At 46.4% G+C, this 24,292-nt stretch carries 21 protein-coding genes; 8 read left to right on the top strand and 13 right to left on the bottom strand.

The window, feature by feature from the left end; genetic code table 11:
• Nucleotides 1–1,200: hypothetical protein (locus DKW60_RS23830; RefSeq protein ID WP_181389821.1), on the top strand; the 1,200-nt coding region annotated here is incomplete at its 5' end.
• Between the two features lie 32 nt (nucleotides 1,201–1,232).
• On the opposite strand, the gene cobN is transcribed toward DKW60_RS23830, so the two are convergent.
• A complete protein-coding gene (cobN, locus tag DKW60_RS20590; RefSeq protein WP_109839548.1) occupies nucleotides 1,233–5,159 on the bottom strand; it encodes a cobaltochelatase subunit CobN in 3,927 nt (1,308 codons plus the stop codon).
• A 168-nt stretch (nucleotides 5,160–5,327) separates the two neighbouring features.
• On the opposite strand from cobN, the gene DKW60_RS20585 reads away from it, so the two are divergent.
• On the top strand, nucleotides 5,328–7,130 hold the full coding sequence (locus DKW60_RS20585) for an Ig-like domain-containing protein (RefSeq protein WP_146203538.1): 1,803 nt from the start codon (nucleotides 5,328–5,330) through the stop codon (nucleotides 7,128–7,130).
• Between the two features lie 354 nt (nucleotides 7,131–7,484).
• On the top strand, nucleotides 7,485–8,555 hold the full coding sequence (fbaA, locus tag DKW60_RS20580; RefSeq protein WP_109839546.1) for a class II fructose-bisphosphate aldolase: 1,071 nt from the start codon (nucleotides 7,485–7,487) through the stop codon (nucleotides 8,553–8,555).
• A gap of 68 nt (nucleotides 8,556–8,623) precedes the next feature.
• On the opposite strand, the gene DKW60_RS20575 is transcribed toward fbaA, so the two are convergent.
• Both DKW60_RS20575 and phhA read right to left on the bottom strand, forming a co-directional pair.
• Nucleotides 8,624–8,965, bottom strand: a complete 342-nt coding sequence (locus DKW60_RS20575; RefSeq protein WP_109839545.1) for a 4a-hydroxytetrahydrobiopterin dehydratase — start codon at nucleotides 8,963–8,965, stop codon at nucleotides 8,624–8,626.
• Between the two features lie 27 nt (nucleotides 8,966–8,992).
• A complete protein-coding gene (phhA, locus tag DKW60_RS20570) occupies nucleotides 8,993–9,772 on the bottom strand; it encodes a phenylalanine 4-monooxygenase (protein WP_109839544.1) in 780 nt (259 codons plus the stop codon).
• Between the two features lie 129 nt (nucleotides 9,773–9,901).
• On the opposite strand from phhA, the gene DKW60_RS20565 reads away from it, so the two are divergent.
• Together DKW60_RS20565 and DKW60_RS20560 are read left to right on the top strand one after the other, a co-directional pair.
• Nucleotides 9,902–10,363, top strand: coding sequence for an Lrp/AsnC family transcriptional regulator (locus DKW60_RS20565; RefSeq protein ID WP_219988857.1), 462 nt, complete (start codon nucleotides 9,902–9,904; stop codon nucleotides 10,361–10,363).
• A 112-nt stretch (nucleotides 10,364–10,475) separates the two neighbouring features.
• Complete coding sequence (locus DKW60_RS20560; RefSeq protein ID WP_109839542.1) at nucleotides 10,476–10,970, top strand: DUF4112 domain-containing protein; 495 nt, start codon at nucleotides 10,476–10,478, stop codon at nucleotides 10,968–10,970.
• Between the two features lie 68 nt (nucleotides 10,971–11,038).
• On the opposite strand, the gene DKW60_RS20555 is transcribed toward DKW60_RS20560, so the two are convergent.
• The 7 genes from DKW60_RS20555 to DKW60_RS20525 form a co-directional block, all read right to left on the bottom strand.
• Nucleotides 11,039–11,824 carry an alpha/beta fold hydrolase gene (locus DKW60_RS20555; RefSeq protein WP_109839541.1) on the bottom strand — a complete coding sequence of 262 codons (786 nt, stop codon included), beginning with the start codon at nucleotides 11,822–11,824 and terminating at the stop codon, nucleotides 11,039–11,041.
• 68 nt (nucleotides 11,825–11,892) lie between these two features.
• Nucleotides 11,893–13,344 (bottom strand): aldehyde dehydrogenase family protein, encoded by a 1,452-nt coding sequence (locus DKW60_RS20550; protein WP_109839540.1) that lies wholly within the window; start codon nucleotides 13,342–13,344, stop codon nucleotides 11,893–11,895.
• 23 nt (nucleotides 13,345–13,367) lie between these two features.
• Nucleotides 13,368–14,564, bottom strand: a complete 1,197-nt coding sequence (locus tag DKW60_RS20545; protein WP_109839539.1) for an aromatic ring-hydroxylating oxygenase subunit alpha — start codon at nucleotides 14,562–14,564, stop codon at nucleotides 13,368–13,370.
• A gap of 318 nt (nucleotides 14,565–14,882) precedes the next feature.
• On the bottom strand, nucleotides 14,883–15,173 hold the full coding sequence (locus DKW60_RS20540; RefSeq protein WP_109839538.1) for a hypothetical protein: 291 nt from the start codon (nucleotides 15,171–15,173) through the stop codon (nucleotides 14,883–14,885).
• Nucleotides 15,174–15,393: 220 nt separating this feature from the next.
• On the bottom strand, nucleotides 15,394–16,476 hold the full coding sequence (locus tag DKW60_RS20535) for a tetratricopeptide repeat protein (protein ID WP_109839537.1): 1,083 nt from the start codon (nucleotides 16,474–16,476) through the stop codon (nucleotides 15,394–15,396).
• 272 nt (nucleotides 16,477–16,748) lie between these two features.
• Nucleotides 16,749–17,405 (bottom strand): cytochrome b/b6 domain-containing protein, encoded by a 657-nt coding sequence (locus DKW60_RS20530; protein WP_109839536.1) that lies wholly within the window; start codon nucleotides 17,403–17,405, stop codon nucleotides 16,749–16,751.
• Complete coding sequence (locus tag DKW60_RS20525; protein WP_109839535.1) at nucleotides 17,402–19,024, bottom strand: tetrathionate reductase family octaheme c-type cytochrome; 1,623 nt, start codon at nucleotides 19,022–19,024, stop codon at nucleotides 17,402–17,404. Before DKW60_RS20525 ends, DKW60_RS20530 begins: the two co-directional genes overlap by 4 nt.
• A 199-nt stretch (nucleotides 19,025–19,223) precedes the next feature.
• Here DKW60_RS20525 and DKW60_RS20520 point away from each other — a divergent pair, with 199 nt between their 5' ends.
• Together DKW60_RS20520 and DKW60_RS20515 are read left to right on the top strand one after the other, a co-directional pair.
• Nucleotides 19,224–20,465, top strand: a complete 1,242-nt coding sequence (locus tag DKW60_RS20520) for an alpha/beta hydrolase (protein WP_181389820.1) — start codon at nucleotides 19,224–19,226, stop codon at nucleotides 20,463–20,465.
• A gap of 62 nt (nucleotides 20,466–20,527) precedes the next feature.
• Nucleotides 20,528–21,109, top strand: a complete 582-nt coding sequence (locus DKW60_RS20515) for a DNA-3-methyladenine glycosylase I (protein ID WP_109839533.1) — start codon at nucleotides 20,528–20,530, stop codon at nucleotides 21,107–21,109.
• A gap of 61 nt (nucleotides 21,110–21,170) precedes the next feature.
• Here DKW60_RS20515 and DKW60_RS20510 read toward each other — a convergent pair whose 3' ends face one another.
• Nucleotides 21,171–21,776 (bottom strand): HAD family hydrolase, encoded by a 606-nt coding sequence (locus tag DKW60_RS20510; RefSeq protein ID WP_109839532.1) that lies wholly within the window; start codon nucleotides 21,774–21,776, stop codon nucleotides 21,171–21,173.
• Entirely contained in the window at nucleotides 21,777–22,442 is a 666-nt protein-coding gene (locus tag DKW60_RS20505) for a glutathione S-transferase (protein ID WP_109839531.1), read from the bottom strand.
• 243 nt (nucleotides 22,443–22,685) lie between these two features.
• Here DKW60_RS20505 and upp point away from each other — a divergent pair, with 243 nt between their 5' ends.
• A complete protein-coding gene (gene upp, locus DKW60_RS20500) occupies nucleotides 22,686–23,312 on the top strand; it encodes a uracil phosphoribosyltransferase (protein WP_181389819.1) in 627 nt (208 codons plus the stop codon).
• A 139-nt stretch (nucleotides 23,313–23,451) separates the two neighbouring features.
• On the opposite strand, the gene DKW60_RS20495 is transcribed toward upp, so the two are convergent.
• The gene (locus DKW60_RS20495; protein ID WP_109839529.1) at nucleotides 23,452–23,760 is read right to left on the bottom strand and encodes an isoamylase early set domain-containing protein; all 309 of its coding nucleotides are present in this window, start codon (nucleotides 23,758–23,760) and stop codon (nucleotides 23,452–23,454) included.
• Nucleotides 23,761–24,292: the final 532 nt, after the last annotated feature.

Here is a 24,292-nt window from a genome sequence, read left to right as displayed (position 1 = left end):
CTACTTTCAATCATAACTCCTCGTTATGATAAATTTTTTGCACACTTTTACCATGCAAATTATATTCTTAGGTATTCTAGTTGGAAAGCAGATACTCCATATCCTATGGAGTTTAGTGTTAGTGATAAGAAATTTGTAGAGATAAGAGACGAATATATAGAGCTTGCTGAGCAAGGTAACCTTAGTAGGTTTGAAATAGAAAAAATTGTCTATGAAACTACAAAAATTAATTCTTACTTTGACCCTCAACCAAATCAAATAGCGACGATTGTCAATAGTTATTGTGAAAAAGTACCACCTTCTGGTTTTAGTGATAAAGATTCAGCCCTTGAGGAGCAATGCGTCCAATATTATTTAAGTTTGTTGGTTTACCAAGAAAACAAAGACTATTTAAATAGAAACAATAATAACGATAGAGTAGCTATAAATCCAAAGTACCCGCAGACTATAGATGAGCTCAGAGAAAGATTGAAGCAGATACAGAAAAAAGGTGAGAAAATAAAACCCTATACAACTCAAAAAGTAAGTAAGGCATCTCAGACTCAAATAAAAGAAGATCAAGATCCACAGAAATTATTCGACCCTATGGTCGCAACTTTCCTCAATTATGATATTGAAAGAGAAATAAAATCTAATAACAAAGATAATGTGATAAGTCACTTAAAGACCCTCGAAGACTATTGGGTTTCTGCTGAAAGTGAAGCTTATAGTTGGTCTGGAATGTTGAAAAGTATAAGAGCTGCAAACCACTATCTTCAAGATCATGAAAAAGAGCACGCTTATATTTGTACATCCTATATCCAATCGCATGCTGAGGATGGAAGAAGCTGGTTCTCTCTCGACAGGACTCCATCTTACTTTCTTGAAAATTACGTTAAACATATTCATTATAATGATGTGTTGCTAGATTATTTTTATGCTGAATTTACGAAACTTTGTTTACAGGAGTTGATTCGAGCTAGAACCTCGACAGAGTCTCAGATGTGTAAGGCTCAGTTTAAGATTGATGGCTTAAATGATGGAATAATGATAGGCGAGAAAAACATTGAAAATGCTATTGAGTATCTTAAACTCAATCCGAATGCGTATGATCCTGATTTTGAATCATGCAATAAAATTGCGATTAAGCAGAGCATCCCTACACTTGACTGCAAGCTTGAAATGCCGCTGAGCATGAGTTTGATTGAGGTTATAAATTGAACTGTGCAAATTCCATTTGGTGTAGAAGTTATTTATGTCGACTCTTTTTTTTCGTCAGCTTCAAGTAGTAAGCTTTGCAAGCATTCTTGATAATTTTCAGGGCTCCCCCACAACCCCCGCTGCGCCGCTTCCAACAACCGCTCCGCCATTTCCTCCAACGCCGCTGGATTATGCTCCTCCAAAAACGCCCGATTCTCCTCATCAAATACCAGTGCCTCACTCACCGCCTCATACTGATAGTCCGCAATCAAGTTAGTCGTCGCATCATAAGCAAACAAATAATCCACACTCGCCGCCATTTCAAACGCACCCTTATACCCATGCTCACGCATCCCTTCGATCCACTTAGGATTTAGCAGTCGCGAGCGAATCACCCGATTCAACTCCTCTTTTAACGTGCGTACTTTCGGTCGTTCAGGGTCTGAGTGATCATTATGATAAACCGCTGGCGCTTGTCCGCTGAGGCTAGTCACCGCATTCGTCATGCCACCCTGAAACTGGTAATAATCATCAGAATCCAGCAAGTCATGTTCTCGATTATCCTGGTTTTGCACCACCGCTTCGAGCTGTCCGAGGCGGTTGGCAAAGGCATCGCGCGCTTCCACGCCATCGCCTGCCGTATTGCCGTACGCGTAGCCGCCCCAGTTGAGGTAGGCCTCAGCGAGATCGTCGCGAGTTTCCCAACAGCGCTCGTCGATCAAGCCTTGTAGTCCTGCACCATAGGCTCCCGGTTTGCTGCCAAATACGCGATAACTGGCTTGCCGGTTGGCGTCTTCAGCTGAGCTGCCAGCGGCGATCAGTGTGTCGGTTTGTGCCTCGATATTTGCGCGGATGGTGTTGATTTCGAGCACTTCGTCGTAGTTGGCGAGTGCCTGAATCGCGGCATCGTAGAGTTTCATCACATTGGGGAATGCGTCGCGGAAGAAGCCGGATACCCGCAAGGTCACGTCAACGCGCGGTCGTCCCAATAGTTGGTTGGACAGGATTTCAAAGTCGATCACGCGGTGTGAGCCTTCTGCCCAAACGGGTTTGATGCCCATGAGTGCGAAGGCTTGAGCGATGTCGTCGCCGCCGGTGCGCATGGTAGCAGTTCCCCAGACGGACAGTCCCAGTTGGCGCGGGTAGTCGCCGTGTTCCTGCAAGTGTCGCTCAATGAGTGCTTGCGCGGATTTCTGGCCGATAGCCCAAGCCGCAGGCGAGGGGATGGAGCGGTTATCGACGGAGAAAAAATTGCGGCCGGTGGGCAGTGTGTCGAGTCGTCCACGGGTCGGTGCACCGCTGGGGCCGGGTTCGATAAATTGCCCGCTGAGTCCTTTGATAATCGCCTGAATTTCTTGTTCTGCGCTGGTGTGTAGCGCTTTCATCAGTACTTGTCGCGTGTAATCGAATAGCACGGCGGTTTGCGGAAAATCAGGGGAGAGTCCTGCCAGCGTAGAGCGTTCCAGCACATAGTCTTGCACCCAGTGTTTGGCTAATAACTCCAGTCGTTCGCGGGTATCGGCATGGGTTCGCCAAGTGCTATCGCATTGCTGTTTGAGTAGCGCTGGCTGGTTGCCTGTCCAAGGTGTTGCGCTGTCCTCTGATGGATCGTAGGGCAAGCCAAAGTCGTGCGCGATGGCGTGTAATATCCCTTGGCTGTGGCCAGAGGTTCCGCGCGGTAAGCGTAGTAATGCCACGATGGTATCAGCCAGTTTGTCGGTATTGGGTAAAGCCCCGAGTATGTGCAAGCCGTGGCGAATTTGTGCTTCTTTAATGTCGCAGAGGTAGGTGTCGAGTGCATCGAGTACGGCTTCTTCATCGCTATCAGTGACGGGTAGTTCTTCTAATACGTGGGTGGTTTCGACTTCTTTCAGAATCTTTTCACGCAGCCAGTTTTCACGGCGCGTATCCATGCCCATTGCCTGATAATATTCGTCAACAAGTCCTTCCAGCTGGGCGAGTTCACCATAGGTTTCAGCGCGGGTCATCGGCGGCATCAAATGGTCGATAATTACCGCTTGCGCACGACGTTTAGCCTGTGCGCCTTCACCTGGGTCATTCACGATAAACGGGTAGAAGTGTGGCATGGGGCCAAGTGCGATATCGGGCCAGCATTGATCAGACATCGCCACGCCTTTGCCCGGTAACCATTCCAGATTGCCGTGTTTGCCGACGTGAATAATCGCATCGACTTGATACGTGTGCCTGAGCCAAAAGTAGTAGGCGAGGTAGCTGTGTGGCGGCACCAGATCAGGGTCATGGTAGTTGGCTTGCAAGTCCATATTAAAGCCACGCGCAGGTTGTATGCCAATAAAAGTTTCACCTAAGCGAATGCCTGCCAGCATGATTCTATTTGAGCGGCATTTCGGGTCATTGTCAGGCGGCCCCCAGCGTTCCCAAACGGCTTGCTGACTCGCTTCGGGTAGGCGCTGAAAGTGCTTGGAGTATTCATCAATTGCCATGCTCTGCCAGCACGGTAGCGTGTGTAATGTGCTGGGATTGTTGGTGACTGCACCGAGTAATTCATTGATCAGTGCCGTGCCGTCTTCGGGAATATTCTCAACGGGGTAGCCCGCTTGCTGCATGGCGTTGAGCAGGTTAATGGTGGAGGCTGGGGTGTCCAAGCCCACGCCATTACCAATGCGCCCGTCTTTGGTTGGGTAGTTGGCGAGTATCAGCGCGATGCGTTTTTGTGGGTTGGTTTTGCGCGCAAGTCGGGTGTAGCTATCGGCGAGTTTGGCGATGAAATCGGCACGTTCTTGGTGGAGTTGGTAGCTCACCACGGCGATTTGTGCGCGCTCGCAGAAGCGGCTTTCGGCCTTAAAACTCACCGCGCGGGTGACGATGCGGCCATCCATTTCAGGCAGTACCACTTGCATGGCGATGTCGCGGCTACGTAAGCCTTGGCTATAGGTTTCCCAATCGTCTTGTGTGCTGGTTGATAGGATCAGTTGCAGCACGGGAATGTTACGCGCAAACGGTGATTGGAGCTCGGTCGGCTCAGCGCTGAGGTCAGGGCTGGCCACGGTGTTACTGGCAAAGCCTGTGGTATTTAGGATGAGCTTGGCGTTTGACTGTTCGATGAGTGCATTGACCAGCGTGATCGACTCAGGGTCTTTGAGCGAGGCAATGGCGATGGGCAGCGGCTGTAAACCTTGCGCTTCTAATTGCTCGATGAGTTGGTCGAACATGCGGGTGTTGCCGCTTTGTAAGTGGCTACGGTAAAACAGTAGGGCGCAGACGTTGTTTGCGGTGAATGAATCTGTAGCGTTGCCAGTGCCAGTGCCAGTGCCAGTGCCAGTGCCAGTGCCAGTGCCAGTGCCAGTGCCAGTGTTAGTTCCAGTACTTGTTTGGGTTGTCGCGTTGTTGCTTTGCCAACGGTTTTGCCATTCGCTAAAGCTGGGTTGGGCGTAGGGTGAGTTCGGCAGGTACAACATGCAGCGGGGCAATGCTTGAGGCTCTTGCCAGTCTGCGTCTAGCTCAAAACAGGTCGCACCGATGTAATGAAATAACTGCTGGCTGTTGGTAAATCCACCTTCACGTAGGTAACGCCAAATGCGGTGAGTGGCTTCGGATTCGGTGGAGCTGAGTGTGTCTAACTCTGGGTCAACGCTGTCATCTCCTGATACGACGATGAGTTGTCTTGGCTTGCGCGGGCGTGCGGCCTTGAGCCATTCTTCCAGCATCTCCACACCGTATTGCCAATAGCTACTGCCGCCTAATAACGACACCACGACGACTTGTGCATGGTCGAGAACGGAAGAACGGTAAAGGTCGAATGCGGCAGGTTTTAGTAGCTGCATCCAGTTGGCTAAGCGCACCTCGGGGAAATCTGCGGGTAGGGTTTCGACGGCTTGGGAAAGCGCGGCAAGGCTGCTGTCAGCGGCAGATAAAACAACGATGGGCGCGGGTGTTTGCTCTAGGTCGATGATGCCTTCTTCATCGACGAAGCCGCCGGGTTGGGCTTTTAGGAGGTGCATGGGCATTGCTACTTAAGTGGAATGATGGTGATTTTACATTACAAAGCGATTCGCCGCCCATCGGTAAAAAGCACGCTGATAATACTCTGCTCATATCTGGCGGGAACAGATCACTGTAATGTTTTTTAGCTAATACCCTGAGCATAAATGGTTAATAGGAATACTGTGATGAGACAAATAAAAAGAATACTTTTCTCTTTGTTTATGACAATGTCGGTAGAGGCTGCTGTTGCAAGTCCTTGGCCAACGGGGGTGACAGATCGAGTAGAGGTCGTTACGGGGCAAACTATTAAAATAAACATTCTTGATAATGATCTGGGGGAAGGTTTATTTGTGAAAAGTGCAAATGAATCGTCAATTACTTGGGGACGGATATCCATTAGTGAGGATAAAAAATCAGTTACATATACGCCTAATTATGATTACGAAGGGTTTGATTCTTTTTGGTATGTACTTGAAGATGCAGAGGGGAGAACAAATGCTGCTGAAGTCAATATTTATGTGTCAAAAGTAGCTTGGTCAAAGGCTAATAATGATACCGCTAAGGCTGCCTACACCGGTGTGTTCGGTATTCCTGTGCTTGATAATGACGAAGGAACTGAACTCAAAGTAGTCAGTGTTAATGAGTGGTCTACGAACAAAGGTAAAGTATGGATTGATGTTGACGGTAAGGTCAAATATCAACAAGTTGGAGAGCCGCGAGGTGAGCAAATCGATGAATTCTGGTATGTGACTGAGGATAAATGGGGACGAAAAAATGCGGCGAAAGTAACGGTCGCTTTGTCGGAATCCTTCTCTGGAGAATGGCCAACCGCAAACCCCGACGTCGCTGTAGCAAAAAATGGGTTAAAAGCGATGATCCCTGTTTTGGATAATGATATCGGTTTTGGTTTAAAGCTCAAAGAGACAGATATTGGAACAGAGAAGGGTGGTCATACAGCTATTGTCGATCGCGTTATTCGTTATAGTCCACCAAAAGGCTTCACAGGTACGGACGCATTTTGGTATGTCTTTGAAGACAGTCTAGGGCGGCTAAATAGTGCTAGGGTTGAGGTCGAGGTGACGCAAAACACTAAACTTTCCGTTGTGGAGTTCTGCGGAAATACTTATGAAACAGATGGGACTGTTGAAAACACTAATCTAACAAATCGGATTCCCGTGCCCACAGAGAACAGGTATGTCTCACTTGGTAGCCCAGACTTTGGAAATAGAGGAGGGTACATTGATGGGAGGCGCTACTATCGAGAAGGATCGCTTGAAACGGGGTTCTCATTATGGATTGATTTCGATGGAATGATAGCCAAGGTTGAGGAGTCATCTGCTGGTGAAAACCTCTACTTTGTCGGTGCTTATAATAATCATGCGTATTATGCACAAGGAAGGCATTTATATGCTCACGATGGATATGAGTCGGTTGATTTAGGTAATCGGTTTGAAGGTATAGTTGACTCCAGTAATGAAGATCAAGAAGGTGTCATTAGAAGCGTAGCTCGTGGTAATGCTTTATATATTACGGCAGAAATAAGTGCACCTGCTCCATTTGTTTCTAAGCGAAATGATTGGAGAATTAGTGATGGCCTAGATCTGAATTTGTTTTGGCGTGGCAATGTAAATCTATGGCTTAGTGATGTGAGTAGTCCTAGAGCCATTCGGAGGGATATAAGTCAATTAACGTATTTCAATGGCTATGGTTACCGCTTCAATCACAGTCATAACGACTCTACAGAATATTGGTATCAAAATTACACTGTGGATCAGATAGATGGCGAGGTGCTTGCTGAAATTGCTTATGGAGCTGCGGGTGAAATAATCGAAAATAATGATCGCTTATTTATAGTAACAGAGCCATTCAGTGTCGATCGGGAAGGCCTTTATACGACTCCAGGAAAGCTCTATGTGATCGATAATTATAATGAATCTGATAGTTTTGTGGAGTTGGCAGTTTGTGGTGATGATGAAGTAATGGATTGATCGAAACTATCTATTAATGCCGGTTGCTAAACAGCTTTGTACTGGCAAATGTCATGATAAGGAGCATCTGACCTCGGTGTGCTGCTATTAGAAGAGCCGCTTCATGAGGCTTATACTTGTAAGTGCCGAATTTCATAAAGTTCGGCATTTTTGTCTCCGCCTGATATCCTTCCGTAACAAGTCCCTGATACCCTAATGCCAATATATAGTATTCATTTAACGACTAACGGAACCATAGTGGCATCAAAAGCGCTATAATCACACAAAATAATAAGCAGTTGATGCCGAAGCCATATACAACCATTGCGGTATGAACTGTTCCCCATTCCTCTGAAAAGTTGAGAACAAAAGACTATGAGTAAATTTCGATCTGGCGTGTTATACGGACAAGAATTATTAGATTTATATGCAGATGCTAAGAAGAATGGCTACGCGATGCCCGGTGTTAACGCAGTTGGTACCAGTTCTGTTAACGGTATTATGGAAGCCGCTGCCAAAGTACAATCACCGGTAATCGTTCAACTATCATTTGGTGGTGGACACTTTTACGCTGGAAAAAGTCTGAAAAATGATAATTTGCAAGCGTCTGCCGCTGGTTGTATTTCAGCTGCGATGCATGTACACCAAGTGGCTGAGCTGTACGGTGTGCCGGTCGTGCTTCACACGGATCATTGCTCATTAGAAAATATCGTGTGGATTGATCACCTGCTGGACTTCCAGGAAGACTATTACGCAAAGCATGGTAAGCCATTATTCAGTTCTCACATGCTGGACTTGTCAGAAGAGACATTGGAAGAGAATGTTGAAATCTGTGAAAAATACCTGAAGCGCATGAGCAAAATCGATATCGGTTTGGAGATCGAGCTAGGTATTACCGGTGGTGAAGAAGATGGTGTTGATAACTCTGATGTCGATGCCAGCAAGCTCTATACGCACCCGACGGAAGTTTATTATGCGTATGAGAAGTTAAGCAAAATTAGCGATAATTTCTCGATTGCGGCAGCGTTTGGTAATGTTCATGGTGTTTATCGTCCGGGTAACGTGAAGTTGTCAGTTGAGATTTTAGAAAACTCGCAACGTTACGTTGAAGAGCAAATCGGCGCTGCGGGTACTAAGCCGGTGAGCTTCGTATTCCATGGCGGCTCGGGGTCTTCACCGGAAGATATCGCACGTTCTATCGACTATGGTGTTATCAAGATGAACCTTGATACAGATATGCAGTGGGCATTTAACTGCGGTGTGCGTGACTATTATTCGGAATATGCAGAGTATGTTGCTGAGCAGATTGGTAATCCGGATGGTGCTGACTTACCTAACAAGAAATATTATGATCCGCGCAAATTATTACGCGCTGGTGAAGAGCGTTTCGTAGAGCGTTTGGAGCAGTCTTTTGGCGACCTGAACTGTATCGGTCGTAACAAGTAATTCACTGTTACCAAGACAGTGTGAGCGCGCTGTTAGTTAGCCGCTCACACTGTTTTTGATGGATGCCATTAGAGCAGTGCATCCATTTTAGCTGCACAGATAAAGTCATTCTCAGATAAGCCACCAATAGCATGTGTGCTAAATGCCACGTCGCAATAACCGTACCCAAAGCTGATATCCGGGTGGTGTCCCTCTTTTTCCGCCAGCCAGCCCAATGCGTTCACAAATAGCAGAACTTTGGCAAAGCCTTTGAATTTGATCATGCGTTTAATGGATTCATTGCCGTCATCGATTATCCAATCTTCGTGCAGTTGTTGAGCAAAGGCTTGTGCTTCATCTTTGCTTAATCGTGGTACACCACCTTCGCAGGGTACGCACTTTCCTTCACTCAAATTACAGACCTGATTCATGTTTGTTTCCTCTTGTAGTGTGTTTGTTTAGCTTTTTGTCTCAGCGTAGAGCGGGGCATGTAGCCCAAGTTTTTTGGCTTCTTCGATAGCGCCAAGTAGATCTTGTTTGCCAAGTTCCAGTAATTGGTCCAGTGACTCCAGTACATAGTAGACAGGCTGGTGGATATCAATACGGTAAGGTGTTCTCAGCACTTCCATCAAGTCAAATGGTTTGCGAATTGGGGTATCACTTTCTACTGATGATTGCAGTTCACTGAATGATGATATCAATCCGGCGCCTAAGGCTTTTTCGTTCAGCAAGCCGAACTCGACTGTGAACCAATAAAGACGAGCAATCCAGACGTATTGGCTTTCATCTGCCTGCTGTCCGAGCTGTCCGATATTTTGTGTGAATGTCGCAAAACGGGTATTCGTCAGCAAGGGCGTGTGACCAACTATTTCATGAAAAATATCCGGCTCTTGTAAGTAGTTGAGCTCTTCACGAGAGCGAATAAAGGATGCGGCGGGGAAGAATTTATTGGCCAACATAGCAAAGAATGTTTTGAAGTTAATGAGTGCCGGGACGGGCGCAACCTGCCAGCCTGAGGCGGCTTTTAACTGTTTGGATAGTGTGTCGCATTGAGGAATATAGGTGCCAGGCAAGGATAATTTTTCTAACGCGTCGAGATATTCCGCACAGGCATATTGATTGACGAGTGGCATTTGTCGGCCCATCAATATTCGCCATGTTTCATGCTCTTCATCACTGTATTGAATCGCACCATTAGCATCTGCCTGTTTCGCAATGTAATTGCTTTTCTTGCTCACGCCGTCACTCCTCCATTAACTCCACTTTAAGTATATTTAAAATAGTTGGGTAGAATCTTGCGTACTGATTCTGGTTATGGCGATAATTAGAAAGAATATTTCCTATTAGTTTTATCTGGAGAACGAATCTTGCTTGATAGTTACGATAAAGCGATTATTACCATTTTGCAGAAGAATGCCAGAATCACCAATCAGGACTTAGCAGATCAGGTGAGTTTGTCCGCCGCCCCTTGTTGGCGCCGCGTGAAACGATTGGAGGAGACAGGCGTCATCCAACACTATGTTGCCTTACTTAACCCTGCCAAAATTGCCTTAAATACATTGGCTTACATCGAAGTGTCATTAACGGATCATACTGAGGCGACTATGTCCGGGTTTGATGAATTTATTGATAGCACGCCTGAAGTGCTGGAGTGTTATTCCGTTAGTGGACAATATGATTATCTGTTGAGGGTTTTGGTGAAGGATAATCTGACACTGGAGAGCTTTTTGATGAAGAAGCTACTAAGGCGAAATATTGTAAAGGCGAGTAATACGTTTTTTGCATTGAATCAGAAAAAATACACCACCCAGCTTGTACCTCAGGACTGATTAGATCGGGTGGCTGCCTGTGAATTATTACTGATGAAAACGAGCACTTAATTGTTCATTGCCGCATGCGCTATACTGCGCAGCAATTATCACATTTGTATGAGAGAGCAATATGGTTCAGACGCCCAACAGTGCTAATTCCTCAAAAGCAAGGACCGAACAGCAGCTCCAAAGTTTGGATAAATTGGCGTGGCTGTTGGATAGTTCTATCCGCATTCCCGGTACTAATCGCACGATTGGTTTGGATGGCATTATTGGTCTGTTTCCCGGAATAGGCGATGTGTTTTCCGGACTGCTTTCTGGTTATATCGTGGTGAAAGCTGTACTAATGGGGCTTCCCCTCTTTGTCATAGCCAGAATGGTGCTTAATATGGTGATTGAGGGCGTGATTGGTGTGATCCCTATTGTTGGGGACCTATTTGACTTCATTTTCAAAGCGAACCGCCGGAATGTGCGTTTGATGCAAGCCTACCTGCAGAAACCAGAAGACACGAGTGAGCGGAGTTTTATGTCTGTGATCGTGTTTTTGATGGTACTGTTTTTTGTGTTCTTACTCTCAGTCTGGATGGTCTTTAAAGTATTTGGGTTGGTGATAGGTTCGTTCTAAACGGTAATCACCTTGATTGAATAAGAAAGCCATGCCTCGTTCTTAGAATGAAGCATGGCTTTTTATTTTTACACTTGCTTCAGCCACTCACTAACAACACCAGCGGTTTCCTCAGGATGTTCTTGTGGAAACAAATGCCCACCTTTCAATACCCGATATTCCATACCCGCAGTTCGTGACAATCTTTCAGCAAAGGGTTGACGCACAAACTCACTCTGAAGCGCAGTCAGATATAAACCCGGGATGTGCAGCGGTTTGCGGTATCGCCACAGGTCATCTGGTGCGGTACGAAATAGCTTTAATTCCGTTTCTAAATCGATAGCCAGTGTGACCTGCCCATTATCTGTCTCGGTCAGGCCATGCTGTATATAAGCGTTAAAAGAGTCCTCGGTGAAGTCTTTAAATAGACGTTTATGCCTGAGTTTTTCATAAGCATGTTCACGACTATCGAAGGTGGTTCGACGGTTTTTACTTGCGCCCGCTGGTGTGAAGCGATCACTAAATCCAAACTTTTTAGACAACCACCACAGTGAATTTTGCCAGCCATTAATAACCGGTGGATCTAGTAATATCAAATGGCTGTAAAGGTCCGGACGTTTCCGCGCTAACAAGTAACTCAGCATTCCTCCCAGAGAATGACCGATACCGACGACGGGCTGCTTGTGCCTGCTTTCAATTTCCTGCTCTAATTCTTCGACTAAGTGAGCCCAATTATTAGTGATCGGAAACTTAGGGTTCATACCTACTTTTTCAATGAAATCAACCGTATGCTCATGCTGTCGTAATGCATCAAAAAACGGGGCATAGCTAGGGCTTGGAAAGCCGTTGGCATGGGCAAAAAACAGTGTGCTCATAGGTCATGAATGGGTTGCTTAGGGATGACGCTCAGCATAGGTAAATTGCTGCGGTGCGTCAATAAAGCTTATGTGATGCGGATGGCTACATTTTTGGTTTGCACATAACTGTAAATCGCCTCCTGACCTTTCTCACGACCAAAGCCTGATAAGCCGATTCCCCCGAAAGGTGTTTCAATGCCACCGGCATACCATTCATTGACGAAGATCTGCCCGGCGCGTAGTTGTTGAGTGGCTTTGAGGCTGCGTGCTAAGTCTTTGGTAAATACACCGGCGACCAGCCCGTAGTCCGTGGCATTGGCTAGTTGCCAGGCGTCTTGTTCGTTGTCAAAAGGGGTAATCGCTAAGACGGGGCCAAACACTTCCGTACCAAAAATGTCCATTGAAGGGGTTACGTCAGCAAAGACAGTCGGCTGAATAAAGTAGCCATTGGTGTTGGCTTGGTCATTACTAGGTTGTTGTCCACCAGTCATCAGACGCGCACCTTGAGCAGAGGCTTTCTCACACATGGCTAATACATTTTGGTGCTGAAGTTTTGATACCACAGGCGTGATATCGGGATTATCACTACCATGCCCGATGCGTAAGGTTTTGGCGAAGCAGGTCACTTTATCAACGACCTCCTCATAGATACTGCGATGAACCAGCATACGCGACATGGCGGAGCACACTTGGCCCGCATTAAAGAAAATACCCCATTTCACACTACTCATTAATTGTTCTAAATCGGCATCTTCAAATACAACTGCCGCGGACTTTCCGCCCAGCTCCATAACACATGGTGTGGCGCGTTCAGCGGCAGCTCGTAATATTGATTGCCCGGTTGGGACAGAGCCGGTAAATACAATTTGGTTGGTATCAGGGTGGCGTACTAAAGCATCCCCAATTTCAGCACCAACGCCACATAGCATGCTTAAGGCGCCATTAGGTAAGCCTGCACGCTGACATGACGTTGCCAAATAAGTCATGGCTAAGGGAGACACTTCCGGCGACTTAATGACAACGGCGTTACCTGCTGCCAATGCCGGTGCGAGTGAGCGTGCTGCAATCGAGGGAGGGAAGTTCCAGGGCACGATTTGTACCGAGATACCCATCGGCTCATAGACGGTGTAGTCCACATAGTCATCTCCCAAAGGGATCGACTTGCCTTCGATTTTGTCAGCCATACCACCGTAATATTCAAAGTAGCGGGCAGCTTCTAAAAACTCAGCACGTGCATCATTAAGTGATTTACCATTTTCCATTACTAACACTTCGGCGGCTTCATCAACGATGGCATGGATTTCACGAGCAATCCGGTGCATTAACTCAGCACGTTGAGCGGGGCGCTGACTGATTAACGCGCGAGATGAGACGCAAGCTCTGGCTGCCTGCATTGCCTGATCAACCTGAGCGAAGTCTGCGCAGGCCATCGTGGCAACTACTTCTCCTGTGGCTGGGTTATGAATGTTTAACGACTCGGCGGCATCATGCCATTCTCCGGCAATATAGTTTTTCCAATGCTGTACTGCATGTGTCATAAGTTTGATCCGCTTGAGTGATGTTACTTGGTGTGGCCGTGCATGGCCTGACTATATTGCCCAGCGACCCATTGGTGAAAATGGTGTGTCGGGCCATCCATAACAGGTGAAAAAACGCCCCCTTGATAACCCGGTGAGCGCCGTCCTTTCTGCATACTTTCCACAGCAAAGATATCTTCTTTGAAAACTTCGACCCAACTTGCCAGTACCGCCAGACGATTCTTTTCATGTTGATCACTAAACGCGGCATCATCGATATAGCTAAGCTCGAGTTTTTCAATGGTCAGGTTATTGGCCATGGGTTGCAGGATGATGGCAAACGCATGATCTGCCTGTATGCCTAACAAGATATTCGGATAGAGAGAAACATACTCTGCCTGTGATATCTGCTGCTTCGGCCACTGTGTGAATTGCGGTAGTTTGGTGCCCGCGACGTCGGCAAGCGTATAGCTGTATGAGCCTTGACCTGAGCCATACTCATTCACATACAGATTGTAATGCTGGTCGAGTGGAGAATAGCTGTTTAACCCGGGATGTACCCAAGGTAGGTGATAGGCCTCGCAGTAATTTTCAATCGCGAGTTTCCAGTTACAGTTTACGGTTAGCTGGGCGTGGCTGCCCGTCTTAGCCGGACTTAGGCGATCAAATTCACCTTCACCGGTGAATGCTTCCCAGCGCGTTTGCAAGGGCGTAATAAAGTCCTCGAAGGGGATGGCGTCGCCGCTGAGATTAATAAAGATAATGCCCATCCAAATATTACTTCGTACTGGCTTTAATCCGTTACCTTCGCAGCTAAAACCTTCAGCCGTATTCTGATTAATACCGCCGATGTGAGGTGTACTTTTTAGATTGCCATTAAGCTCGTAGGACCAGGAGTGATAAGGGCATCGCAGTAATGCGCCAACCTCTTTTTCTTCATTGACCAGTATCATGCCGCGGTGGCTGCATACATTATGGAAGACTTTGATATCGCCCACTTTGTCCCGCACCACCACTAATGGCAGACCCATAAACTCAATAGGTTTGGCGTAACCATTACACGGCAGTTCACTATTAAAGCACAGACCTGCCCAGGTTTTTGCCATGACATGATCTCGTTCAAACTCGAAATAGTTGGGGTCATCATAAGCCTGATTGGGCATACCGTGCGCTTGTTCGATGGGGCGGCGTACGTCGTCAAGAACAGACTGGTGTATGAGGGGATATTCCTTAGCGGTCATGGGCTTGCCTCGCGGTGAAATTACAACGGCTACACCTCATCATACTGAGGCTGTGCTGTTTTGTAATCCTGCCTAGCATGAAAAAAACTGGACTCTCGGGATGCTAAAAATTTATCGGTAGCTGTTGAAATAGATGAGTTTTTGCGAGGTGATCGCTGTGAAAGTGATAAAGCAGGAGGGCAGTAGCGGTAGTCAGGGATAAGGTTAACCCACTAAAAACGCCCTAAGAAAAGTAGGGCGTGATGTTCTTCAATAATAGTTTTGTTGGTAGTCTGAGTAGGTTTTATTGATTACCCAGATACACGAAAGGTGAACCTACTAGAGTACGGCTGAGTCAGCTAGTGCCTCGTCAAGATCCATCAGCAATGCAGGTGTTGTAATTGTTTGATCCGCTGCTGCCATCGTCGAGCTTTGCGTTAAGCTATCCAGAATATGGGCGAATAATGCAGAGCGACGAGGCTTAGCCTGCTCGTTGTATTCCAGAACATAGTCCTGTGCAAGGGCGGCCAGATCTTCTTTGGTAATTTGTTTAGTGCTATCCGCAAAAGCAGCCTGACAGAACAGGGTCATACCTAAAATAGCAGATGAAGCAAATAATGTTTTGTTCATGATAAGACACTCATTTTTTTTATTGTTAGGGCATGCCGATTTGGGGGTGGCATGTCTTAATGGGTAATTGAATTATAGAGTGCTTGGCAGTGGTGAACACTTTTTTCAGATAAGTGGGTAGTGGGAAATCAGAGGGAGAGAATGATTCGGTTGGACAGATGATCCAAGTAGTTGCCACAGACTTGTGACAACACCTGGATCACTGCGTAATGTCGCTTTCTTAAAGGTCAGCCCTAAGTCTGATCGCATCCTGATGGCCTGCAGCTGCAGCTTGTTGAATCCAGAAGTTTGCAGCACCTGCCTGATTGTGTTTGTTCCTTAAAATCAGTGCAAGCTGGTATTGAGCATCTGCAACACCTTGCTTTGCGGCACGAAGGTACCATTGCTCAGCTTTCGCCATATCAATGATAATTTTGCCGTTGTAACCAGACTGGTACAGCTGTCCAAGTAACAATTGAGAGTTGCGAAGACCAGAGCCGGCTGCGCGTGTAATCAAGTCCAATGCTTTGTGTGTATGCTCCGGAACTTGCTCACCTAGCAGGTATTTAATGCCAAGGTTTTGTTGAGCGTTTGCATTGCCAAGATTGGCTGCTGACTCATACCAACGTAAAGCCGTGTTCAGATTTGGCGCGATGCCATCACCTTTTTCATACATCATTGCTAAGTTGAACTGTGCGCCGGCAACGCCTTGTTGTGCGGCTTTATTGAACCAGTTAAATGCAGTCTGTGGACTGCGTGCGACGCTCTGACCTTTGAGGTAGTACATGCCAAGCTTAAATTGTGCTTTGCTGTGGCCTTGGTTTGCTGCTTGTCCCAACCAATGAATCGCTTTTGCTGGTTGAGCGCCTAAATTGCGAAGTGTGCTTTCCATTAGCGTTGCCAACACAAATTGTGCTTCGACATCACCTTGTTGAGCGATCACCTCCATAATATTGCGCGCTTGCTGTAGGTTGCTAAATGGGACTTGTTCATTGGTTAGCAACAACGCTAAGTTGAAGTGTGCATTGCGATGACCCTGAATAATAGCGGACTCATAAAATGCTTTTGCCTGATTGTAATCTTTTGGAACAGCCAAGCCGGATTCATATAATGATCCTAGTTCGAAAGCGGCTTGTGGATGGCCTTTTGCAGCGGCATCTCTCAACAGGTTTAAACCCTGATGAATATTGTTTTGCCTGATGAGTGAACTGCCTTGTTGAAATGCTTGTTCCGGAGACAAGTTTTGCGCGACAACGTTGATCGGTGTACTGATTACAAGCCCTAGTAATATGGCACGTGAAATATTAAGAATGTGCTTATTCATTATTTAACCCCGCGTTATTTTTGTATGAATAGTATAAATACTGTACAGCAATAGATACTTGCCGCAAACAAAACACAGGATAAACGGTATAAAAAAAACACATTTTATTTGAGGTAAATCAGGTTGTTGTAACAACACATAAGTGACTAAAACTATTTAATAAAATACTAATGTAGTGTAATTTTCAGACATCAAAATAGAATAAAAAAACGCCACTAGTCGGATGGTAGTGGCGTTTTTACTGCTCCGTGAGAAGGAGCAAGGGAAGTTGATTAAGACTTGATGTGACCAAGCTCATCTTGCTGCAAATAAGCTTCCTCAGCTTCGCTCAAGTCTACCTCGTCATAGCCGGTCACCATTGGCATGACATGCTCTTTAAAGGAGTGTCCTGTGGTCAGCAAATAGATATGCGCAATGATAAAAATCAGAATCGCAAACGCTGAAATGACGTGAAGTATGGCAACCCCTTCCAGCCAATTACTACCCGCGACCATATTGCTCCACATCGGGTAGAACAAGTACAGTAGACCAGACAACCAAATCGCCGGAAATAAAAACAACTTCAGTCCAAGATAAGACAGTGCCTGCAGCGGATTGTGCTTTCGTTGATAGGTCTTTCTGTAAGGATGATGCTCACCTTTGAAGATACCGAATGCGTAATAACGTGCTACCGGAAATAGTCCGTTACTCGTCGGCACATAATGTCGCCATGTACCAGTGGTGAGGTGCCAGAAAATGGCAAACACCCACAGCAGGATCAGCGCCAACGCGGCAAAGGTATGCACCATAACCGCCTTATCAAATGGCATTAAGTGATGTGTGCCGTGGATAGCAAAGCCGGTAAATAACAAAATGAAGATAAGCGTCATTTGTGTCCAATGCCAGAAACGCTCGAATTTAGTGAAGAGAACAACTCGACGCATACTCATGACTGCTTACCTCGCTTGTTTAAAAATAACCGAATCAGACCGTGACCAAGGACGCCAAGTATGGTCAATATAACAGCTAGCATGCCCAGCTTATCCAAGGTTGCATTCTTGCTTTGACCTGGCATATAGACACCTTTGATGTCTGCCAGACGGCCATTGTCAGAATGACAATCCGCACAGTCCAGAGCTTCGTCTTTCGGCGCAACCATGTGGGTGATCGGCCAGTACATATAGGTATCGACAAAGCCGAATTCACCGGAATATTCCGCGTCAATCGCGTCCATACCAGCTTGAATCGCTTTGGCCCAATCAAAGTTAGTCCAGAATGCGGTGTCGGTGGTTGGCCCCCAGACATTATTCATAACCAGTGTTTTGTTGATCTTGTCATAAGCCTGCGATCCTTCCATGCGTTTAAATGGCCAGATGCGGGAATCAGAGTCTGCGGCTGAGCCGTTGATTTTATTCACCTCAACAACCTTGCTGGGATCAATTTTTTCCGACAACAGATTGTATTCAACTTGTCCATCGAACCATGCGTAATGCGGTACGACATCTTCACCGTACTCAAACTTACCTTTGGTGGATAGATAAGTATGTAGGTGCTCACCATTGCCTTGGGTATAGCCTTCTTCGCTGTAAGGCTTGCCGTCTTTTAGCTTGCCCGCTTCAGACCAGCGCCATGAGGTTTTAGTCGCCACGCCACCTTTGGCAAACTCAGGGATATGGCAGGTTTGACAGGCCACTTTCTCAGTATGGTTGTTGAGCTTTACGTGTTTGAGTGTATTGTCCGGATGAGGTTTATTACTGTGACAAGATTCACAGGTGGCGACATCGCGACGCTCTCCCGGCTTCTTCTTGCCATCATCGTGAGTATTGACGGCGTAGCGACTACCTTCTATTTGGTGTTCAGTGGAAACGTGGCAGGTAGTACAGGCAAAGTTTAGTCCATCAGCTGCCATGTGAACGTCAGTGTGTTTGTCTGGTGTGAGTAGGGCGGTTGATAGGTCACCGTGTTTTACATTGTCCGCACCACCACCGAAGAAGTGACAGCTACCGCAGTTTTCACGCTCTGGCAGACCGACACTTTGCGCGACCTTAGATAGATCTGGCGGCATGACGGTGACGCCTTTGCTTACTGTTGGCTCATACAAAGGATGCCCCGCGCCAGTTGGCCATTTTGAATAAGTACCTGTGGTATCGTGACAAACCACGCAATCCACTTTGTTATCCTCAGCCGGTGGCTCCTTGCTCATATCCTTCCAGTCATAGCCGACATGACAGCTGGTACAGCGTGGCTCATTGGAGGCAACATTACCGCAAAAAGAGTTGATCACATGCTTCTTACCCAGCATTTGACCAGTTTCCGGATGCTTGTATTCCCATTTCCAATGCAACGATTGTTTCACTTGATGGGAGGCTTCGGTGTGACAGGTCAGGCAGGCAGCAGTTAGCTCTGGGCCTGATTTAAATGCCTGTTTAAGGATTTCAAATTGGCTGTGATCGGCAGTCGACGTAGAAGCATGCTTGGGGGCTGTTGCAGGCTTTGGCGTCGAACTATCCGCATAAGCCGTACTGAAGCAGAGCGTCAGCATTAGTATAAGGGAATGTTTAAACTTCATCGGACTCTCCTCCGGAATACACACACCATATCCTAATTAATTTACTTTTAAATCACGTTGATAAAACTCAATTTAAGCAATATTTATGGCTGGTAATTTACGGAAAAAAGAGGACTTACAGGAGGGCCCAGGCTCTAATCTTATAGGCAAAATGTGTGATAAGATTGGCCATCTTTTTCTGAACGGAATAATAAAATTAATGAACCGGCTCATACCTCTACTACTTACTTTTACACTGTTAACGCTTGCTGCCTGTACAGCGCCACCAAGGGTTAAGCCAACGACAGCCGTTACCCCTCCTGTCCAGCCCGAACCCATTAAACCGGTAAAGCCATCCAGGCCACCAGTGTTGTCTGAGCTTGTTGGGCGTTATAGTTTGTTCGCTGGTTCTGATATTAATTTTGAGCTGAAAGAACAGGGCGGTAAGTTGCTGGTATTTGCGATGGGGAGAAGCTCGGAGCTTAAGCAAATCTCCCCGACTCGTTTTCAATTAGCGGGAGGTCGGGAAGTCAATTTTCAATATTCTGCTGAAGGTAAATACGACCGATTTGTGACGATGTCAGATGGTCGTAATCAGCGCTTTATTCGCGATGATTCATTGGCGCGCAGCCGCAAGGGCGTTACCAATCAGGCGGTATATACCTGGCAAATGATAAATGCGCTAAAGGCTGGAGATTACACCCATTCTCGCTTTATTAGCCCATCGCGTGGTTTGGTTGACTATTCAGTGTACCTACCTAGCGACTGGCGTCGTGATTCGAAAAAAACCTATCCTTTGATTATTTATCTACATGGTCAAACGGGTTGGGAGCATAGTTTTTCTGAAGCAGTACCTGCCGCACAACTTAATCAGTGGATGGCGCGTGGTTTGATTCCTCCAACAGTGATTGTCGCGCTGCGCTCGGGTCGCATTGGCGCGAACGGCAGAACTGAGGAGCAGTGGTCAAGTCCACGTAATGAAAAATTGATTACCAGTGAATCCTCGAATGAGCTGCGTGCCTTTATTCGTCAACAGTTCCGCGCGGGTATGAGTGCTAAAACGACGTCGATTCACGGCCATTCCCGTGGCTCACGTGGCGCGATTCATTACGCATTAAAATTCCCGGATTCGTTTGCCTCAGCCGTGGCGAATGCGTTTGTGAGTGACTATGCCTTACCAGAAACCATGCAGATCGCAACGCAGAATCAGCAGCGTTTGCGTACTAATGGTATTCCGTTGAGAATGTCGATTGGTGATCGTGATGAGTTCGTTTTGAATATGGGCCGCAAAGCAACACCTGTGATGCATCAGCATCTGAATCGATTGGGGATTCCGCATCAGTATCAATTGTTTAGCGGTATTGATCATTCTTTTGCTAAGCTTTGGAATGTGCGTCTGAAAAACGGCATGCCAAATGGATTGTCGGAGCTGCAGTTCCACGCGGGAGCTTGGGCTAAATAACGTATTGTTCTATAGACCGGCAGCTTGGCTACTTTAAGTTGTCATGACTCAGGGAGGCGGAAATGAAACTCAGCGAAGATGGCAAAATGCGTTGTTTTGGTGGTGATCCGGGTAAAGCGTTTTACGCAGACTATCACGATAATGAATGGGGAATCCCCAAACACGATGACCAATTTCTTTATGAAATGCTGATTTTAGAAGGTGCGCAGGCGGGCTTAAGTTGGGAAACTATTTTGCGCAAACGGGAAGGTTATCGTGAAGCATTCCACGGTTTTGATCCGGTAAAAGTCGCCGCGATGACTGATGAAGATCTGCAGGAACGCTTGCAAAACCCGGCTATTGTTCGCAATAAATTGAAGGTGTTTGCCGCTCGCAAAAATGCCATCGCATTTCTGAAAATTCAGGAAGAGTTTGGTAGCTTTGATGCTTATCTATGGGCTTATGTAGATGGTGAGCAGCAGATCAATCACTGGGAAAAGTTTGAGGATGTGCCTGCCAGTACCGATATCAGTGAGGCCTTGTCAAAGGACCTTAAAAAGCGTGGCATGACCTTTGTTGGCCCGACCATTATGTATGCTTATATGCAATCGGTAGGGCTGGTCAATGATCATTTATTGGGCTGCTGTAAGCGCACAGAGTCATAAACGGATTAGCTGTGTTGCAGGCAATGATTGGTGGCCTTCCCCCAGTTGCCCGATCATCCCATTAACCAATCAATTCAGATAAGTGACGGATGCAAAGATCAGCCTGTTCTTTGTGAATAAACTGACCTTTCGTATCGTAATAAACGGTAGCTGTTTTGGCATTCCTGCCCGCATCTAAATCATGGATAGAATCACCCACCATGACCGCATCATTAATGCTACCTTGCCATACGTCGAGTAGCTGATGTATGCCATCGGGTGCGGGCTTGGGTGGAGCACATTCGCGGCTGAGTAAGTTGTCTTTGTGGAAGAATTCACTGAGTCCGGCAGCTTTTAAGGTGACTTCAATATTGATGGCATTATTGCGTGTGAGAATCGCTACTTTTTTTCCTTGTTGCAGCATATTCTCCAACAGACTGGCAGCACCTTCGGCAGGTTCAGAGCTTTCCGCAACGGCTAATTCGATCTCATCCAAACGCTGGTTTATGACAGCGGCCTCATCATCAGGAAGCTTTGCGATACTTTCTAATATCGGTAAGCCTTCAGGTAGGCCTAGCTCCCGGCGAATACCATCGAAGTCGTGTTTGGCAATGGTTAGCGTGCCATCCATGTCGAAGATCCAGTGTTTGCGTGACAGGATATCGTGGCGTGCTGAGGTGGTAATCATTTATACATCCTCACCGTAAGCCTCATAAGCCTCTATCGTCCACTCTTCATCCTGAGCGGCAGCTAACCATTCCTGCATTGCCGGCAGAGCTTGCATGGCTGTGGCCCATTTGGAAAAAGCGGGGGAGACATCAAGCCCGTAACCGACAATCCGCCACATCACTGGGGCGTACATTGCATCTACAATGCCGAACTTTCCACACAGAAAATCACCTTCAGGCTTGTTTGCGCGATCAAAGTGTTCCCACAACTCAGCCAGTCGAATCAGATCGCCTTCAATCAGTGCCAGCTTCTCGTCAGTTAGGCGTTTTTGTTTGCGGCAATTCATTGGGCAGGTGCTACGAAGTGTCATAAACCCACTGTGCATTTCCGCGGCTGCGCAACGTGCTAATACCCGCAAACCAGACTCTTGTGGCCATAAATTCCGGTCAGGATATTGCTCGGCCAGCGTTTCCATTATGGCTAAGCTGTCCCAGATAATAGTGTTATCTTCGACTAACACAGGCACTTGTGCCGGTATTTGATAGCGTTCAGCGAGCTTGTCCAAGGCATTGGAGTGATAGAACGGCAGTACCGTTTCCTCAAACTCAATACTAGCCATTTTCATCGCAATCCACGGACGCAGTGACCAGGAGGAGTAGTTTTTATAAGCGATGTATAAGTGCATGGCAGGTCCTTGTTCGACATTGTAGTGGTTAATCTCAGGCTTATGATGGCAGTATTAACGCGAAGGATAAAGCCAATTTAAGTATTTAGAATTGGTGTACAAAGTGCCTGCCAACTGACTCAGCACTTCACGGATTATTAATCAATGATTTTACAGAATCATTCGTAATCACTATGCAAAGAAAGCCTCAAGGGTTTATTCTTCAGGATATCTTTTTTCAGTTATGGCGGTGTAAGAATCATTATGAATGTACATATTATCGACCACCCACTCATCCAGCATAAACTCACTATTATGCGTCGGCACGATACCTCGACTCGCTCCTTTCGCCAGTTGGTCAATGAGATTGCGATGCTGCTTTGTTATGAGGTGACGCGCGATTTGCCACTGACCACTGAAAAAATTCAGACACCGATGGAGGAGATGGACGCACCGATTCTGTCGGGTAAAAAATTGTGTTTTGTCTCTATTCTACGCGCGGGTAATGGCTTGCTAGACGGCATGTTGAATCTTATTCCCTCGGCGCGGGTAGGGCATGTTGGCTTGTATCGTGATCATGACACTTTGCAGGCTGTTGAGTATTACTACAAAGTCCCGAGTGATATTAATGATCGTCTGGTGATTGCGGTAGACCCGATGTTGGCAACGGCGAATTCTTCAATTGCTGCTATTCAGCGTTTAAAGGACGGTGGTGCAGAACACATCAAATTCCTGTGTTTATTGGCAGCACCGGAGGGTGTGAAGGCCTTCAATGAGGCACATCCGGATGTGGAGTTGTATACCGCTGCAGTAGATCGCGAGTTGAATGAACAGGGTTATATCATGCCGGGCTTGGGCGATGCGGGGGATCGTATTTTTGGGACTAAGTAGGTGCGGCTAGTGACTGCGTAATGCTGAGTCGCCTGTACCATCGCTGAGCTGGGAGGAAATCTTAATCGATAGCGTGGAGTTTGTGGCAGGCCTCATTGGTCTGCCACGCATCACTTAATTCTAATGCTTGTTAGCAGAATTATACGTTTACTACTGAATTCTCAGTGCCTTCACTGTTAGCGACATAAGCATCCGCTTCCCAATCATTTTCCCACACCTTGCCATCATACAAATAACGGAATTCATAGGCTGCTTTGCTTGTGTCGAGTTCCAGCATTGCTGTGAAGTCGCCACTCTTTAGGGCCTTCATTGCTGTAGCTGTTTCGTTCCAGTCATTGAAGTCACCAACAATGTGAATCGTTTTTGCATCTTTCGCTGCTTCTTTAGTAACGCGGAAAGTTACTTTACAAACAGGGCGTGACTTAAGCGTTTGTTTCTTTAAGCTCATGGGTATCTCTGGAGTATAAAATCTAAAAGTTGCTTGAATCCAAAGGTACTTAGGCCAGTATGAATTCAATGTTATAAATATTACTAGCTTTTACAAACGCTTACGATTTAAAAAAAATACTGACGGTGTCTATATTTTTATAATTTTGTTACGAGCGTATCAGGCAATGGTCATGAGGTATCAATCAAGGGAGTGTAACTTTCACACAAGAACCAACGGTCGTCTGAAATCAATCATTTAGCCAGCAAAGCAGGGTATAATTCGCCGCAAATAATTTTGGTTTATCGTTGTGATAAATCCATGGAATAATAAGTAATTGTGTGTTTTTTAGGCATCAAAAAATAATTAAGCCTAATGCGGAGAGAAAATGAAGCTAAACGTATCTGTCTTGCTGCTGGTTGCAGCCATGCTCTCGGCGTGTGGAAATTCAACCTCCACCTCTTTAAGTGATTCATCCGATGATTCTGCAGAAACTGATGTACCTGCAGCTAATCCTGACACTACACTGCCAACAGAGCCAGAGCCAGAGCCA

Source organism: Leucothrix pacifica, assembly GCF_003172875.1.
Classification (GTDB): Bacteria; Pseudomonadota; Gammaproteobacteria; order Thiotrichales; family Thiotrichaceae; genus Leucothrix; species Leucothrix pacifica.
Note: the sequence above shows the minus strand (reverse complement) of the source record. Positions and strands in the feature narration are given on the sequence as shown.